Here is a 16,134-nt window from a genome sequence, read left to right as displayed (position 1 = left end):
TCTTCGGAGATCTGCACAACGTCGGACGGAAGCTCGACAAAGCCTCCGACGATACGCCGATCTCCGAAGATACGCCGCAACTCGGGGCGCTCCGCGACGAGTCAGCGCTGGCGGCGCTCCCGCACGCGCATGTTCGTGACGATCGGGGTGCCCTCGAAGCCGAAGACCTCGCGCAGGCGCCGCTGGATGAACCGGCGGTAGCCCGGGTCGAGGAACCCGGTCGTGAACAGCACGAACGTCGGCGGACGCGTCGACGCCTGCGTGCCGAACAGGATGCGCGGCTGCTTGCCGCCGCGCAGCGGATGCGGGTGCTCGGCGACGAGCTCGGCGAGGAACGCGTTGAACTTGCCGGTCGAGATCCGCTGGTCCCACGAGGTGAGCGCGGTCTCGAGCGCCGGCACGAGCTTGTCGAGGTGCCGTCCGGTGCGCGCGGAGATGTTGACGCGCGGCGCCCACGAGACGTGCGCGAGGTCCTGTTCGATCTCGCGCTCCAGGTAGCGGCGCCGGTCGGCGTTCTCGAGCTCGGGGGTGTTCAGGAGGTCCCACTTGTTGAACGCGAGCACGAGCGCGCGCCCCGACTCGAGCACGAGGTCGATGATGCGCACGTCCTGCTCGCTGAGCGGCTGCGACACATCGAGGACGACGACCGCGACCTCCGCCTTCTCGAGCGCCGCCGAGGTGCGCAGCGACGCGTAGAAGTCGGCGCCCTGCTGCAGATGCACGCGACGACGGATGCCGGCGGTGTCGACCAGCCGCCACAGCCTGCCGCCCAGCTCGACGATCTCGTCCACCGGGTCGCGCGTGGTGCCGGCCAGCTCGTCGACGACGACGCGCTCCTCGCCGGCGGCCTTGTTGAGGAGCGACGACTTGCCCACGTTCGGCCGACCGAGGATCGCGACGCGACGCGGCCCGCCGATCTCGTTCTTCGCGACCGCGGAGACCTCGGGCAGGACCTTCATGATCTCGTCCAGCAGGTCGGCGACGCCGCGCCCGTGGATCGCCGAGACCGCGTGCGGCTCGCCGAGACCCAGGCTCCACAGGGCCGCGGCCTCGGGCTCCTGGCGCGCGTCGTCGATCTTGTTGGCGACGAGGAACACCGGCTTGCCGCTCTTGCGCAGCAGCCGCACGACCTGCTCGTCGGTCGAGGTCGCCCCGACCATCGCGTCGACGACGAACAGCACCACGTCGGAGAGGTCGATCGCGACCTCGGCCTGGGCGGCGACCGAGCGGTCGATGCCCCGGGCATCCGGCTCCCACCCGCCGGTGTCGACGAGCGTGAACTTCCGGTCCATCCACTCGGCCTTGTAGGTGACCCGGTCGCGCGTGACTCCCGGCGTGTCCTCGACGACGGCCTCGCGGCGGCCGAGGATGCGGTTCACGAGCGCCGACTTGCCGACGTTCGGGCGCCCCACGATCGCGACGACCGGCAGCGCCGGCAGCACCTGGATGCCGTCCTCGCCCTCGGCGAGGCCCGCCAGCAGGTCGGCGTCCTCGTCGTCGAGCTCGTAGTCGGCGAGCGACGCGCGCAGCGCCTCTGCCCGCTGTTCGGCGAGCTCCTCGTCGACCTCGGCCAGCCTCTCGACGAGGTGGTCGGGACCGCCCTCGTACTCGTCGTCGTCAACGCCCATCGCGGGCTCCCTCCTCGGCGTGGACCACGTCGAGGACGGCCTCCACGGTCTGTGCGAAATCGAGCTCGGTGGAGTCCACCACGGTCACCCCGGGCGCGGCCGTGAGGAAGTCGACGACCTGCGCGTCGGACGCGTCACGGCGGTGGAGAGCTGCCGCGACGGTCGCGGCATCCTGCGTCGTCACCTCGGCGCTGCGACGAGCGGCGCGCACCTCGGGCGCCGCGGTCAGCAGGATGCGCACCGGCGCGTCGGGCGCGACCACCGTGGTGATGTCGCGGCCCTCGACGACGACGCCGGGGCGGCCCGACTCGGCCACGAGCGCGCGGAACAGGTCGTTCACCGACACGCGCACCTCGGGCACGCGGGCGACCCCGCTGACGGCCGCCGAGACGCGCGGCTCGCGGATGGCGTCGGTCACGTCGTGCTCGCCGACGCGCACCCAGTAGTCGTCGGGGTCGAGCGAGATCGCGTAGTCGAAGTCGGCGACGGATGCCACGACCGCCGCCGCATCGGCCGTGTCGGCGCTCTCGCCACCCTGGCTCAGCACGTGCCACGCGAGCGCGCGGTACGCGGCGCCGGTGTCGAGATAGCCGAAGCCGAGCCGGCGGGCGACGGCCTTCGAGACGCTCGACTTGCCGCTGCCGGCCGGGCCGTCGACGGCGACGATGATCGGTTCAGTCATCGGGGATGCTCGCAATCTTCCAGCCCCGCGCCTCGAGCCCGGTCACGGTCCGGTGGACGGCGTCGGGGACGACGCTGATCTCGGCGAGGCCGAACTGGGCGCCGGGCGAGTGCTCGAGGCGGAAGTCCTCGACGTTGACGTCGAGCACGCCGAGCTCGCCGAAGAGGCGCCCGAGCTGGCCGGGGGTGTCGTCGACCATGACGACGACCTTCTCGAACAGCCGGTTCTGCCCGTGCTTGCCGGGGAGCCGCTCCACGCCGTCGTTGCCGCGCCGGATCGTGTCGGCCACGGTGCGACGGGCACCGGGCACGTCGGGGGCGCGCAGGGCGGCGGCGACCGAGCGGAGATCGTCGGCGAGCGCGTCGAGCACGTCGACGACGGGCGCGGCGTTGGCTCCGAGGATCTGCACCCACAGCTCCGGTGCCGACGCGGCGATGCGCGTCGTGTCGCGCACGCCCTGACCGGCGAGCCGGAGCGATCCGTCCGGCGCGTCGACGAAGCGGCCCGCGAGGAGGCTCGCGACCAGCTGCGGCACGTGCGAGACGAGCGCCACGGCGGCGTCGTGCTCCTCGGGGGTCATCTCCAGCGGCATGGCGCCGAGGTCGAGCGCGAGTCCCTCGACGATCGCGAGATCGCTCGCGGGGGTCTCGTGATCGCGGCAGACGACCCAGGGGCGACCGACGAAGATGTCGGCGCGTGCCGAGATGGCCCCGCCGCGCTCGCGACCGGCGAGCGGGTGCGAGCCGATGTAGTGGGTGAGGTCGACGCCGCGCGCGCGCAGCTGGTTCAGGGGCTCGAGCTTCACGCTCGCGACGTCGGTGACGACGACGCCGGGGTGGTCGGCGAGCTCGCGGGCGACGACGTCGGCGGTGACGTCGGGCGGCACGGCGACGACGATGAGCACGGGGCGATCGTCCGCGCGCGCGGCACGCCCCGCTCCGTAGTCGATCGCGAGGCGCAGCTGCGAGGGCGATGCGTCGGCGAGCACGACGTCGACGCCGAGGTCGCGCAGCGCGTGGCCGATGCTCGCACCGAGCAGGCCCGCGCCCACGATGCGCACCGTGCCGGGCACGCGGGCCGCGCGCGCGACGGCGCTCGTGGTGTCGCTCACTGGTTCGCCTTACTGCTTGCTGCGCGCGAGGGTCAGCAGCGCGCCGCGTTCCACTGTAGTCAACTCGCGCGCCCGGCCCGCCGGGAGGGTTCCCAGGTGCAGCGGGCCGAAGCTGCGCCGCACCAGCTCGACGACCGGATGCCCCACCTCGGCCATCATGCGACGCACGATCCGGTTGCGGCCGGAGTGCAGGGTCAGCTCCACGAGACTGGAGTCTCCGCGCGCGTCGAGGAGACGCGCGCGGTCGGCGGCGATGGGTCCGTCCTCGAGCTCGACCCCCTTGGTCAGCCGGGCGATCGTCTGCGGCGTCACGCGCCCGGAGACCTTGGCGATGTACACCTTGGTGACCCCGAACGACGGGTGGGCGAGCACGTGGGCGAGCTCGCCGTCGTTGGTGAGCACGAGCAGGCCGCTCGTCTGCGCGTCGAGCCGCCCCACGTTGTACAGGCGCTCGGGCCACTCCCGCGTGAACCGGCGCAGGTCGGGGCGACCCTGCTCGTCCTTCATGGAGCTGACGACGCCGGTGGGCTTGTTGAGCATGACGTAGCGCTTCGTGGCATCCAGCTGCACGGCCGTGCCGTCGACGTCGACGAGGTCGACCTCGGGGTCGACGCGGCTCCCCAGCTCGGTCACGACGACGCCGTTGACGCGCACGCGGCCCGCCACGATGTACTGCTCGCACACGCGGCGCGATGCCACGCCCGCGTTCGCGAGCACCTTCTGCAGCCGTTCCTGGGTCACCCGTCCAGTGTCGCACCGCGGCGACCGGTCACAGGACGGGCCCGCTCCCGCCCGTGCCGGGAGTGTCGCCGCGCGGGTCCTTGACCCCGCGCGCCAGCTGCAGGTCGAGCACGGCGCGCGAGACCTCGCCGCCCGGGCTCGGAGCACGGGCCACGAGCGCCTTGAGGGCGCTCTCGAACTCGTCCGCGCTCTCCGCGTCGGACAGGTCGTGCAGGAGCTGCGCGGCGACGCCCATCGCGTACAGGGCCGCCAGGATCGTGGCATCCCCCGCCGTCGGCGCCCGATCCCCGGCGAACACCTCCGCCAGCCGCCCGCGGATGCGGCGCTTGGGCTCGGGATCGCGCTCGATCGTCCGGCGCATGCCGAAGCCGAGGAGCTTCCTGGGGCCGTACTCCAGCACCCCGGCCTGCACGAGCGACGCGACCACGGCGACCTCGGGATTGAAGCGCCCCGACCGGACGACGCTCTCGACCTTGTGTCCGTCCCGGTCGGCGATCAGCTCGAGCCCGAAGTCGGCCACGAGCGCGCCCGTCGGCGTCGTGGAGAGCACGCGCAGGCGGGGCGGGGCGTCGCCGAGCACGGTGACGCGGGCGGCGTCGACCAGGTCGGTCAGGAGCGCTGCGTTCAGGCCGGGACCGAACCGCAGCCCGAACACCTCCGGGTCGCCGTTCGACCTCGTGAGCAGCAGGTAGAGCTCTTCGACGGTCAGCATGACCCGACCCTATCGGGATGCCGTCGCCCCCTACTCGGCGTCGAAGCCGCCCGACCCGTCGTCGAGGAGCGGCGAGATGCGCGGCAGCTCGTCGAGGGAGTTGATGCCGAGGTGCACGAGCAGCGCGTCGGTCGTGCCGTACAGGATGGCGCCGGTCTCGGCGTCCGCGCCCACCTCGGTGACGAGGCCGCGGGCCAGGAGCGTCCGCACCACCGAGTCGACGTTGACGGCGCGCACCGAGGCGACCTGGCCGCGCGTGACCGGCTGCTTGTAGGCGATGACGGCGAGCGTCTCGAGCGCCGCCTGCGAGAGCCGCGACGGCGCCTGCGAGTTCACGAACTCCGAGACGACGTCGTCGTGCTCGGCGCGCACGTACAGCCGCCAGCCGCCGCCCACCTCGCGCAGCTCGAAGCCGCGGCGGGGTCCGCCGAGCTCGCCGTCGTAGTCGGCGACGAGGCTCTGCACAGCCTCGCGCACCGCGGGCACCGGCGCGCCCACGGCGGCCGCGAGGGCGACGAGGCTCTGCGGCTCGTCGACGACCAGCAGGATCGCCTCCAGCCGGCGGGGCACGTCGATCGGCGCCGCGGGCGGCGCATCGTCGAGCAGCACGTCGTCGAGGCCGTCGAGCAGGGCGGGGTCATCGGTCATAGTCGGCTCCCAGGGTGGCGAGGCTCTCGTCGGACCACCGCTCCGCGGTCCACCGCAGCGTCAGCTCGCCGAGCGGCTCGAGCTGCTCGAACGACAGCGCGGAGTGGCGGTACAGCTCCAGGACGGAGAGGAAGCGGGCGACCACGACGCCGGGCTGGTCGACACCGGCGATGAGGTCGCGGAAGTTGAGCTGACCGGCATCCCGCAGGAGCGTCACCACGACCGCCGCCTGTTCGCGGATCGACACGAGCGGTGCATGCAGGTGGCCGAGGCCGACGTGCGGGATCTCCTTCGGCGTGAAGGCGAGCACGGCGAGCGCCGCGAAGTCGTCGAGCGAGAGCGTCCAGACGAGCTCGGGCACCGCGCGGCGGTATTTGTCCTCCAGGCGCACGGCGCGCACGTGCCGGCGACCCTCGCGCTCGAGCCGCTCGGCGAACCAGCCCGACACCTCCTTGAACGCGCGGTACTGCAGCAGCCGCGCGAACAGCAGGTCGCGGGCCTCGAGCAGCGCCACCGACTCGGCGTCGACCAGCTCGCCCTGCGGGAGGAGGCCGGCGACCTTCATGTCGAGCAGGGTCGCCGCGACGACGAGGAACTCGGACGCCTCGTCGAGCTCCTCGTCGGTCGAGAGGCCTTTCAGATAGGAGATGAACTCGTCGGTGACGCGGCTGAGCGAGATCTCCGTGATGTCGAGCCGGTGCGTCGAGATGAGGGTCAGCAGCAGGTCGAACGGGCCGTCGAACACCCCGAGCGAGACGCGGAACCCCTCCGGCTCCTCGGGCGACGACCCGTCGAGCACCGGCACGGCCTCGTCAGGCGACGGCGCCACGGGCGACCAGCTCCCGCGCCAGTCGCAGATAGGCCTGGGCGGCGGGGTGCTCCGGCGCGTACTCGGTGATCGGGATGCCCGACACCGAGGCATCCGGGAACTTCACCGTGCGGCCGATGACGGTCTCGAGCACCTCGTCGCCGAACGCGTCGACCACCCGCTCGAGCACCTCGCGCGAGTGCAGCGTGCGCGGGTCGTACATCGTGGCGAGCACGCCGTCGAGGGTGATCGAGGGGTTGAGCCGGTCGCGCACCTTGTCGATCGTCTCGATGAGGAGGGCCACGCCGCGGAGGGCGAAGAACTCGCACTCCAGCGGGATGAGCACGCCGTGGCTGGCCGTGAGCGCGTTGACGGTCAGGAGGCCCAGCGACGGCTGGCAGTCGATGAGGATGACGTCGTAGTCGGGCGAGACCTTCCGCAGCACGCGCGCGAGGATCATCTCGCGGGCGACCTCGTTGACCAGGTGCACCTCGGCGGCCGACAGGTCGATGTTGGCCGGGATGATGTCGAGGCCCTCCACGCGCGTGTGGATGATCGCCTCGTGCGCGTCGCGCTTGGGGTCGAGCAGCAGGTCGTAGATGGTGGTCACGTCGTGCGACGCGACGCCCAGCCCGGCCGACAGCGCGCCCTGCGGGTCGAAGTCGATCGTCAGCACGCGGCGGCCGTACGAGGCCAGGCCCGCGGCGAGGTTGATCGTCGTCGTGGTCTTGCCGACGCCGCCCTTCTGGTTGCACAGCGCGATGATGCGGGCGGGCCCGTGCCCGTCGAGCTTCGGCGGCGTCGGGAAGCCCTGATAGGGCCGGCCGGTGGGGCCGATCGGGGTGTCTGATTGGGGGGTCTTCGCCGCACCCCGCTTGCTGCCCGCCACGGACTCTCCTGCCTTCACCGTCTCGTCCCCCCGATTCTAGCGACGTGGCCGATTCTGTCGCCCTCCGCTCCCCGCAGTGATCACCTGCGCCCTCTGAGGAGCGCGGGATGCCGGGGATCAGCGGGCGCGGGGGTGCGAGCTCGCGTACACGTCGCGGAGCGTGTCGACCGACACGTGCGTGTAGATCTGGGTCGTCGCGACCGAGGCGTGCCCGAGCAGCTCCTGCACGACGCGGACGTCGGCGCCGCCCTGCAGCAGGTGCGTCGCGAACGAGTGCCGCAGCGTGTGCGGCGAGACGTGCGCGGTGAGGCCGGCGCGCTCGGCGGCCTGCTGGATGATGAGCCACGCCGACTGGCGCGACAGCGGCGCGCCGCGCGCCCCGAGGAAGAGCCGCGGCGTCGCGTGTCCGCGTCGCGACAGCTCGGGTCGCGCGCGGGACAGGTAGGCGTCGATGGCCGCGCGCGCGTACGAGCCGACCGGCACGATGCGCTCCTTGTCGCCCTTGCCGCGCACGCGCAGCACCTCGCCGTGCGCGAGGTCGTCGACGTCGAGCGCCACGATCTCCGACACGCGCCCGCCGGTCGCGTAGAGGAGCTCCAGCAGCGCGCGGTCGCGCAGCCGCAGCAGGTCGGTGTCGACGGCGGCGCCGGGCGCGGGACCGGCGGCGTCGAGGAGCGCCTCGACCTGGTCGATCGTGAGGGCCTTCGGCAGCCGCTGCGGCGTCTTGGGCGGGCGCAGGCGCCGCGTGGGATCGTCGGCCGCGACGCCCTCGCGCGCGAGGAAGCGGTGCAGTCCCCGCACCGACGACTGCAGTCGCGCGAGCGAGGTCGCCGCCGGGCGCGGCTCGGCGCCGGCGCGGTCGGCGACGAACGCGCCGACGACCTCGTCGGTCACCGTCGCGGGGTCGTCGATCCCCCGGTCCGCGAGCCACGCCGCATAGCCGGCGAGGTCGCGGTGGTACGCGGCGACGGTGTGGCCGGAGAGTCCGCGCTCGATCGAGATGTGCCTCAGGTAGGCGTCGATCGCGCGGTCCACGTTCACCGTCGAGGCGCTCCGATCGGTCGCGAGCGCCGCGGCCACGGCGCATCGGCCGCCGCGAGGCTCGTCCAGCCGCCGGCGCGCGAGACATGGGCGGCGAGCGCCCCCACGGCGAGCGCCGCGTTCTGCACCCGGCGGGCGAGGACCGCGGCGACGACCTCGTCGAGCGGCACCCAGCGCACCTCGATGTCGGCCTCCTCCTCGATCCGCGCGTAGGTCTCGGCTGCGGGCCGGAGATCGCGGGCGAGGTAGATGCGGATCGCCTCGTCGCTGCCGCCGGCGCTGTTGTAGAACTCCGCGAGGGTGTCCCAGCGCTCCGCGACGAGGTCGGCCTCTTCGGCGAGCTCGCGCTGGGCAGCGGCGAGCGCGTCCTCGTCGACGACGTCGAGCAGGCCCGCGGGGATCTCCCAATCGCGCACCTGGACGGGATGCCGGTACTGCTTGATCACCAGCATCCGATCGTCGTCGTCGAGCGCGAGCACCGCGACGGCGCCGGAGTGGTCCATGTACTCGCGCACGATCGTGTCGCCGTTGTAGCGGAACTCGTCGCGACGGATGTTCCACACCCGGCCCTCGTAGACGGTGTCGCTGCGCGTCACCTCGACGCCGACGGGGTCGTCGGCGAGCAGTTCGTCGGAGCCCGACCCGGCCGGCTCAGTCATTGTCCACGTCGAACAGCTCGCTCGCGCTGTGCCGGTCGAGGGCCGCCGCGATGAGGCCGCGGAACAGCGGGTTGGCCTCGGTCGGGCGCGACCGCAGCTCGGGGTGGGCCTGCGTCGCGATGTAGAACGGGTGCACGTCGCGCGGCAGCTCGACGTACTCGACGAGGTTGCGGTCGGGCGACAGGCCCGAGAACACGAGGCCCGCCAGGGCGATCTGGTCGCGGTAGCGGTTGTTGACCTCGTAGCGGTGCCGGTGCCGCTCCGACGCGCGCGCCGAGCCGTACAGCTCGGCGGCGAGCGACCCGTCCGCGAGCTCGGCCTCGTAGAGCCCGAGCCGCATGGTGCCGCCCAGGTCGCCGCTTTCGAGGATGTCGACCTGCTCGGCCATCGTCGCGATCACCGGGTGCGCGGTGTCGGGGTCGAACTCGCTCGACGACGCGCCCTCCAGCCCGACGACGTCGCGCGCGTACTCGATCACCATGCACTGCAGGCCCAGGCAGATCCCGAGGGTGGGGATGCCCTGCTCGCGTGCGAACCTCAGCGCGCCGAGCTTGCCCTCGATGCCGCGGATGCCGAAGCCGCCGGGCACGACGATGCCGTCGACGTTTCCGAGCGCCCGCGCGGCGCCCTCGGGCGTCTCGCACAGGTCGGAGGGGATCCACTGGACCTGCACCTTCGTCTCCTGCGCGAAGCCGCCGGCCTTGAGCGCCTCGGTGACCGACAGGTACGCGTCGGGCAGGTCGATGTACTTGCCGACGAGGCCGATCGTGACCTCGTGCTTGGGGTTGTGCACGGCCTGGAGCACCTTGCCCCACCGCGTCCAGTCGACGTCGGCGGCCTTGGCGAGACCGAGGGTGCGCACGATGTACTCGTCGAGGTGCTGCTCGTGCAGCATCGTGGGGATGTCGTAGATCGACGGCACGTCGACGGCGTTCACGACGGCATCCTCGTCGACGTCGCACATGAGCGCGATCTTGCGCTTGTTCGCGTCGGTGACGGGCCGGTCGCTGCGCAGCACCAGCGCGTCGGGCTGGATGCCGATCGAGCGGAGCGTGGCGACCGAGTGCTGCGTGGGCTTGGTCTTCTGCTCCCCCGACGCGCCCATGAACGGCACGAGCGACACGTGCACGAAGAAGACGTTCTTGCGGCCCAGCTCGTGCCGGATCTGGCGCGCCGACTCGATGAACGGCTGCGACTCGATGTCGCCGACCGTGCCGCCGATCTCGGTGATGATGACGTCGGGCTTCGGCGTCTCGTCGGCCTGCAGGCGCATGCGGCGCTTGATCTCGTCGGTGATGTGCGGGATGACCTGCACGGTGTCGCCGAGGTACTCGCCGCGGCGCTCGCGCGCGATCACCTGCGAGTAGATCTGCCCGGTCGTGACGTTCGCGGCCTGACTCAGCTCGATGTCGAGGAAGCGCTCGTAGTGCCCGATGTCGAGGTCGGTCTCGGCGCCGTCGTCGGTCACGAAGACCTCGCCGTGCTGGAAGGGGTTCATCGTCCCCGGGTCGACGTTGAGGTACGGGTCGAGCTTCTGCATCACGACGCGCAGTCCTCGCGCCGTGAGGAGGTTGCCGAGGCTCGCGGCGGTGAGGCCCTTCCCCAACGAGGAGACGACACCGCCCGTCACGAAGATGTGCCTGGTGGTGTCGTCTGAATCGGTGCCCGTGCGCGAAGTGTCCGTCACGGGCTTTCATCCTACAGCGCGGATCGGATGCCGAGTCTCCACGCCCGCACCTCAGTCGCCGACCGCGCTCCGGCCGCGCTGCACGATGAGCGGGTCGGGCTCGCCGATGACGTCGGCATCCTTGCCGTCGTAGTCGACCGACGACAGGAACGCGCGCATCGTGTTGAGCCGCGCGCGCTTCTTGTCGTTGCTCTTCACCGTGATCCAGGGGGCGCCCTTCTTGTCGGTGCGGCGGAACATCTCCTCCTTCGCCGCGGTGTAGTCGTCCCAGCGGTCGAGCGACTGGATGTCGATGGGCGACAGCTTCCACTGCCGGACCGGGTCGATCTGGCGGATGATGAACCGGGTCCGCTGCTCGGACCGGGTCACCGAGAACCAGAACTTCGTGAGCCGGATGCCGGAGTCCACCAGCATCCGCTCGAAGCGCGGCACGTCGTCCATGAAGACCTGGTACTCCTCCTCGTCGCAGAAGCCCATCACCCGCTCGACGCCCGCGCGGTTGTACCAGCTGCGGTCGAACAGCACCGTCTCGCCCTGGGCCGGGAGGTGCGCCACGTAGCGCTGGAAGTACCACTGCGTCTGCTCGCGGTCGCTGGGCTTGACGAGCGCCACGACGCGCGCGTAGCGGGGGTTCAGGTGCTCCATGAACCGCTTGATCGTGCTGCCCTTGCCCGCGGCGTCCCGACCCTCGAAGATCAGCAGGTGCCGCTGGCCGCTGCGCTGCTGCCAGTTCTGGAACTTCACGAGCTCGACCTGGAGCTCGTACTTCTGCCGGTCGTACTCCTCGCGCGACATGCGCTCGTCGTAGGGGTAGTTCTCGCGCCACGTGTCGACGGCGCGACCGGTGCGGTCGATCAGCTGGGGGTCGTCGTCGTGGTCTTCACCGATGGTGAAGCCCTCCTGGTAGATGCGGTCGATGTACTCGCGGAAGTCCTCGGGCATGCTGCGAATCTAGCGGAGTCCGGAGGCTCGTTGGGAGCCGATTTCGCGCCGGTCCGCGGAGGTGGTTCAGGCGCTCGAGCGGGCGAGGCCGAGGAGCTCGCGGGCGTGCGTGAGGGCGGCGTCGGAGTCCGGCATCCCCGACAGCAGGCGCGCCATCTCGGCCTCGCGCTCGGCGCCGGCGAGCGTGCGGACGCTGGAGGCCGTGACGGACCCGTCGCTCGCCTTGACGACGCTCAGGTGGTTGCCGGCGAACGCAGCGACCTGGGCGAGGTGGGTCACCGCGATCACCTGGCTCGTCTCCGCCAGCCGCGCGAGCCGGCGGCCGACCTCGATCGCGGCGGCGCCGCCGATGCCGGCGTCGACCTCGTCGAACACGAACGTGGGCACCGGGTCGGTCGCGGCGATGACGACCTCGATCGCGAGCATGACGCGGCTGAGCTCGCCGCCGGAGGCGCCGCGCGCGACCGGCCGTGGCTCGGCTCCCGGGTGCGGGGCGAGGAGGATCGTGATCTCGTCGCGCCCCGCGGCGGACTCGGCACCCGGCTCCACCGTGACGACCACGCGCGCGTCGGGCAGGGCGAGCTCGCGCAGCTCCGCGGTGACCGCCTCGCCGAGAAGCACGGCGGCCCGTTCGCGTTCCGCGGTGAGCGCCGCGGCCGCGCCGCCGAGGACGGATGCCGCCTCGCCCTGCTGCACGGTCAGCCGCTCGACGCGCTCACCGTCGTCGTCGAGCTCGGCGAGGCGCACGGCGCCGGTCTCCTGCAGCGCGAGCGCCGCGTCGAGCGACCCGTGGATGCGCACGAGCGTGCCGAGCTCGGCACGCCGTGCCTCCGCGGCGGCCAGCTCGTGCGGCCCCGCGTCGTCGAGGTCGGCGAGGTAGGCGCTGAGACCCGCCGCGATGTCCGCCGCCCGGTAGCCGACCTCGGCCAGCTCGTCGGCGAACGCGCCGAGGGCGGCATCGCTCGACGCGGCCCGCTCGAGCGTGCGACGCGCCCCGGCGAGGAGCCCCGCGACGTCGGGCTCGTCGCCTTCTCCGGACAGGGCGGCGTGAGCGACGGATGCCGCGACCCGCAGCTCCTCGGCGTTCGCGAGACGCTCGGCGCGCCGGGCCAGCTCGACGTCCTCGCCCGGCTCGGGGGCGACCGTCGCGATCTCGGCGAGGTCGCGGCGCAGCTCGGCGGCCTCGCGGGCACGGGCGTCGCGCTCGGCGACCAGGGTCTCGAGCTCGCGCGCGACGGCGCGCCAGGCCTCGTACGCGTCGCGGTACGAGGCCAGCGCGTCGGCCACGGACTCGCCGCCGAAGCGGTCGAGCGCGTCGCGCTGCGCGGCCGCGGAGCGCAGACGCAACTGATCGGACTGTCCGTGCACGACGACGAGCTGGTCGGCGAGCTCCGCGAGCACCGCGGCGGGGGCCGTGCGGCCGCCGACCGTCGCGCGGCTGCGGCCCTCGGCCGACAGGGTGCGCGCCAGGTACAGCTCGGCGCGGCCGTCGCCGATGGGCTCGACCTCTCCCCCGGCCTCGCGCACGCGGTCGGCGACCGGTCCGTCGCCGGGCACGATCCACACGCCCTCCACGACCGCCTGCCGGTCTCCGGCACGCACCGCCGCCGAGTCGGCCCGCTGGCCGAGGAGCAGGCCGAGGCCCGTGACGACCATCGTCTTGCCCGCGCCGGTCTCGCCGGTGATCGCCGTGAACCCGGGCCCGATGGGCAGCGTCGCCTGCGCGATCACGCCGAGCCCGCGCAGCTGGACCTGCTCGATCACGCCATCCCCGCCCCGTGGGCGGGACCGCGCCACCCCTCGACGGGAAGGCGGAACTTGCGCACGAGCCGGTCGGTGAACACCGCCGGGTGCAGCCGGGCGAGCCGCACCGGCTCGGGCGAGCGCCGCACGATCACGCGGGCGCCCGGAGGCAGGTCGTGCGAGCGGCGCCCGTCGCACCACAGGATGCCGGCGGTCGTCGTGCGGGTCAGCACCTCGATCGCGACCGTCGACTCGGGTGCGAGCACGAGCGCGCGGGCGAACAGCGCGTGCGCCGACAGCGGCACGACGGCGATCGCCTCGACGGTCGGCCAGACCACCGGGCCGCCCGCGGAGAAGTTGTACGCGGTCGAGCCGGTCGGGGTCGCGACGACCACGCCGTCGCAGCCGAACGTCGACAGCGGCCGTTCGTCGACCTCGACGACGACCTCCAGCATCCGCTCGCGCGACGCCTTCTCGACGGTCGCCTCGTTGAGCGCCCACGTCTCGAAGACGACCTCGTCGGAGACGTCCTCGACCTGCACCGAGAGCGTCATGCGCTCCTCGACGGTGTAGTCGCGCGCGATGACGCGGCGCACCGCGTCGTCCATGTCGTCGCGCTCGATCTCGGCGAGGAAGCCGATGTGCCCCATGTTGATGCCGAGGATCGGCGCCGCGCCGTCGCGGACGAGCTCCGCCGCGCGCAGGATGGTGCCGTCGCCGCCGAGCACGATCGCGAGCTCGAGCTCGTCGACGCCGACGTCGGCGCCGAGGGTCGCGACCTCGTCGAGGTGGCCGAGCACGGCGCCGAGCTCCTCGCGGTCGTCCGCGGCCAGCACCGGACGCGCTCCCGCCCCCAGCAGCGCGTCGAGGACGCGCCGCGCCGCCTCCACCGTCTCGGTGCGGTGGGCGTGCGCGACGACGAGGATGTGGCGTGTCGCGTTCGTCATCGGATTCCCGCCAGTCGGTTCACGGTGCTCAACCATTCTGTCGGATTGCCGTCCGCGGGGTCTGCCCCCGCGCCCCGCGGGCGCAGGTGCGCGACGTACTCGGCGTTGCCGTGCGTTCCGACGATGGGCGACGCGATGACGCCGTACGTGCCGAGACCGGCATCCCACGCCGCCCACAGCACGGTCGCGACGGCGTCGGCGCGCCGGCCGGGGTCGGTGACGAGCCCCTCGCGCACGCCGGTGCGGCCGACCTCGAACTGGGGCTTGACGAGCAGCACGACGTCGCCGCCGGGAGCGGCCACGTCGGCGACGGCCGGCAGCACATGGGTGAGCGAGATGAACGAGAGGTCGCCGGTGATCACCGAGGGCGGCTCGTCCATGCCGCTGGCCTCCGCCAGCGTGGCGGGCGTCATGTAGCGCACGTTGAAGCCCTCGACCGCGATCACGTCCGCGTCGGCGGCCACCTCGGGGGCGAGCTGGCCGTGGCCGACGTCGATCGCGACCACCGGTGCCGCCCCGCGTTCGCGCAGCACCTGGGTGAACCCGCCCGTCGAGGCGCCCATGTCGAGCGCGTATCGCCCGGAGACGTCCACGGCGAACGCGTCGAGCCCCGCGAGGAGCTTGTGCGCCGCGCGGCTGACGTAGTGGTCCGAGACGGCGACGGCGATCTCGACGGCGTCGTCGACCGGCGCGGACGGCTTCACGACCGCGGCGCCGTCGACGCTCACGAGGCCCGCGTTGATGAGCTGCGCCGCGTGCGTGCGCGAGCGCGCCAGGCCGCGCGCGGCCACGGCGGCGTCGAGACGCATCGTCACGCCGACCGGTCTGGCGGCGCCGACTCGAGCCGGCGCGCCAACTCGTCGTGCAGGGCCGCGTAGGCGGTGGCCCGCTCGGCCAGCGGCTGCTGCTCGATCACCTCGAGCGCCGACAGCAGGTCCTCGCGGCGAGCGTCCGCGGCATCCATCGACATGCCTCCACGATACGCGGCCGTGTCGCGGCCGGGTCTCAGCGCGGTGTCAGGGCCGGCGGAACGGGTCGGCGTAGAGGCGCTCCGGGATGCGGAAGCCGTAGATCGCGCGCCCGGTCGCCCAGATCGCCGCGGCGCCGGCGCGCACGAGGTCGATGGGGCGGCTCCCCTCCGACACGATGTGCACGTCGGGTCCGTCGATGCGCACCGAGGCCGAGCCGACCGTCGTGACCTCGCCCTTGTGCACCGTCTCGGGGTAGGGCTCGTGCAGTTCGCGCAGGTCGCTCAGGATGTAGGTGGGACGCGAGCTCGTGGGGGCTGCGAGCACGTGCTTCGGCCGGTCGATGCCGGTGAGGACGAGCGCAGACGGGATGCCGGCCGCCTGCGCGCCGGCGATGTCGGTGTCGAGGCGGTCGCCGATGAAGAGCGGATGCCGCGCGTCGAACCGCGCGACGGCGACGTCGAAGATGGGGCGCTCGGGCTTTCCCGCGACGACCGCGAGCCGGCCGACGGCCGTGTGGACCGCGGAGACCAGCGTGCCGTTTCCCGGCGCGATGCCGCGGGCCTGCGGGATCGTCCAGTCGGTGTTCGTCGCGATCCAGGGGATGCCGCCCTCGTCCTCGGGCAGGGCGAGCGCGTAGGCCGCCTCGGCGAGCTCGCGCCAGCCGACCTCGGGCGCGAAGCCCTGCACGACCGCCGCGGGCTCGTCGTCGGCGCTGCGGGTGACCTGGAAGCCGGCCTTCTCGACCTCGACGACGAGGCCGTCGCCGCCGACCACGAGGATGCGTGAGCCGGCCGGCACGCGCTCGCGCAGGAGCAGCATGGCCGCCTGCGGGCTCGTGACGACGTCCTCGGTCTCGGTGCGCAGGCCCAGCTCGCGCAGGTGGCCGGCCACGCTCGCGTCGGTGCGGGAGGCGTTGTTGGTGATG

General features: G+C 72.8%; 17 protein-coding genes. All 17 read right to left on the bottom strand.

Features of this window, described 5'->3' with window-relative positions; genetic code table 11:
* Window positions 1–101: 101 nt before the first annotated feature.
* Window positions 102–1,628: a ribosome biogenesis GTPase Der gene (gene der, locus WML84_RS06135; protein WP_347345258.1), complete on the bottom strand. Its 1,527-nt coding sequence runs from the start codon at window positions 1,626–1,628 to the stop codon at window positions 102–104.
* Window positions 1,618–2,310: a (d)CMP kinase gene (gene cmk / locus WML84_RS06130; protein ID WP_347345257.1), complete on the bottom strand. Its 693-nt coding sequence runs from the start codon at window positions 2,308–2,310 to the stop codon at window positions 1,618–1,620. Before cmk ends, der begins: the two co-directional genes overlap by 11 nt.
* Complete coding sequence (locus WML84_RS06125; RefSeq protein ID WP_347345256.1) at window positions 2,303–3,421, bottom strand: prephenate dehydrogenase; 1,119 nt, start codon at window positions 3,419–3,421, stop codon at window positions 2,303–2,305. The genes cmk and WML84_RS06125 overlap by 8 nt, the downstream gene beginning before the upstream one ends.
* Before the next feature lie 9 nt (window positions 3,422–3,430).
* Window positions 3,431–4,162: a pseudouridine synthase gene (locus WML84_RS06120; RefSeq protein ID WP_347345255.1), complete on the bottom strand. Its 732-nt coding sequence runs from the start codon at window positions 4,160–4,162 to the stop codon at window positions 3,431–3,433.
* Window positions 4,163–4,190: 28 nt separating this feature from the next.
* Window positions 4,191–4,874 carry a GPP34 family phosphoprotein gene (locus tag WML84_RS06115; RefSeq protein ID WP_347345254.1) on the bottom strand — a complete coding sequence of 228 codons (684 nt, stop codon included), beginning with the start codon at window positions 4,872–4,874 and terminating at the stop codon, window positions 4,191–4,193.
* 30 nt (window positions 4,875–4,904) lie between these two features.
* Entirely contained in the window at window positions 4,905–5,522 is a 618-nt protein-coding gene (gene scpB, locus WML84_RS06110; RefSeq protein ID WP_347345253.1) for an SMC-Scp complex subunit ScpB, read from the bottom strand.
* Window positions 5,512–6,327 carry a ScpA family protein gene (locus WML84_RS06105; protein WP_347345259.1) on the bottom strand — a complete coding sequence of 272 codons (816 nt, stop codon included), beginning with the start codon at window positions 6,325–6,327 and terminating at the stop codon, window positions 5,512–5,514. Before WML84_RS06105 ends, scpB begins: the two co-directional genes overlap by 11 nt.
* A 7-nt stretch (window positions 6,328–6,334) precedes the next feature.
* Window positions 6,335–7,219: a ParA family protein gene (locus tag WML84_RS06100; protein ID WP_347345252.1), complete on the bottom strand. Its 885-nt coding sequence runs from the start codon at window positions 7,217–7,219 to the stop codon at window positions 6,335–6,337.
* Window positions 7,220–7,336: 117 nt separating this feature from the next.
* Window positions 7,337–8,260 carry a site-specific tyrosine recombinase XerD gene (xerD, locus tag WML84_RS06095; RefSeq protein WP_347345251.1) on the bottom strand — a complete coding sequence of 308 codons (924 nt, stop codon included), beginning with the start codon at window positions 8,258–8,260 and terminating at the stop codon, window positions 7,337–7,339.
* Window positions 8,257–8,919, bottom strand: coding sequence for an NUDIX hydrolase (locus WML84_RS06090; protein WP_347345250.1), 663 nt, complete (start codon window positions 8,917–8,919; stop codon window positions 8,257–8,259). The genes xerD and WML84_RS06090 overlap by 4 nt, the downstream gene beginning before the upstream one ends.
* Window positions 8,912–10,606 (bottom strand): CTP synthase, encoded by a 1,695-nt coding sequence (locus tag WML84_RS06085; protein WP_347345249.1) that lies wholly within the window; start codon window positions 10,604–10,606, stop codon window positions 8,912–8,914. The genes WML84_RS06090 and WML84_RS06085 overlap by 8 nt, the downstream gene beginning before the upstream one ends.
* 51 nt (window positions 10,607–10,657) lie before the next feature.
* Window positions 10,658–11,548 (bottom strand): polyphosphate kinase 2, encoded by an 891-nt coding sequence (gene ppk2 / locus WML84_RS06080; protein ID WP_347345248.1) that lies wholly within the window; start codon window positions 11,546–11,548, stop codon window positions 10,658–10,660.
* A gap of 66 nt (window positions 11,549–11,614) precedes the next feature.
* Window positions 11,615–13,312: a DNA repair protein RecN gene (gene recN / locus WML84_RS06075; RefSeq protein ID WP_347345247.1), complete on the bottom strand. Its 1,698-nt coding sequence runs from the start codon at window positions 13,310–13,312 to the stop codon at window positions 11,615–11,617.
* Window positions 13,309–14,238, bottom strand: coding sequence for an NAD kinase (locus WML84_RS06070; protein WP_347345246.1), 930 nt, complete (start codon window positions 14,236–14,238; stop codon window positions 13,309–13,311). Before WML84_RS06070 ends, recN begins: the two co-directional genes overlap by 4 nt.
* The gene (locus WML84_RS06065) at window positions 14,235–15,053 is read right to left on the bottom strand and encodes a TlyA family RNA methyltransferase (RefSeq protein ID WP_347345245.1); all 819 of its coding nucleotides are present in this window, start codon (window positions 15,051–15,053) and stop codon (window positions 14,235–14,237) included. The genes WML84_RS06070 and WML84_RS06065 overlap by 4 nt, the downstream gene beginning before the upstream one ends.
* Complete coding sequence (locus WML84_RS06060; RefSeq protein ID WP_347345244.1) at window positions 15,050–15,208, bottom strand: hypothetical protein; 159 nt, start codon at window positions 15,206–15,208, stop codon at window positions 15,050–15,052. The genes WML84_RS06065 and WML84_RS06060 overlap by 4 nt, the downstream gene beginning before the upstream one ends.
* A 46-nt stretch (window positions 15,209–15,254) precedes the next feature.
* On the bottom strand, window positions 15,255–16,134 hold an 880-nt coding region (locus tag WML84_RS06055; RefSeq protein ID WP_347345243.1), incomplete at its 5' end, for an HAD hydrolase-like protein.

Source organism: Microbacterium sp., from assembly GCF_039812165.1.
In the GTDB taxonomy this organism is placed as follows: domain Bacteria; phylum Actinomycetota; class Actinomycetes; order Actinomycetales; family Microbacteriaceae; genus Microbacterium.
The sequence above is the reverse complement of the archived record's forward strand: the minus strand, read 5'-3'. Positions and strand labels throughout refer to the sequence as shown.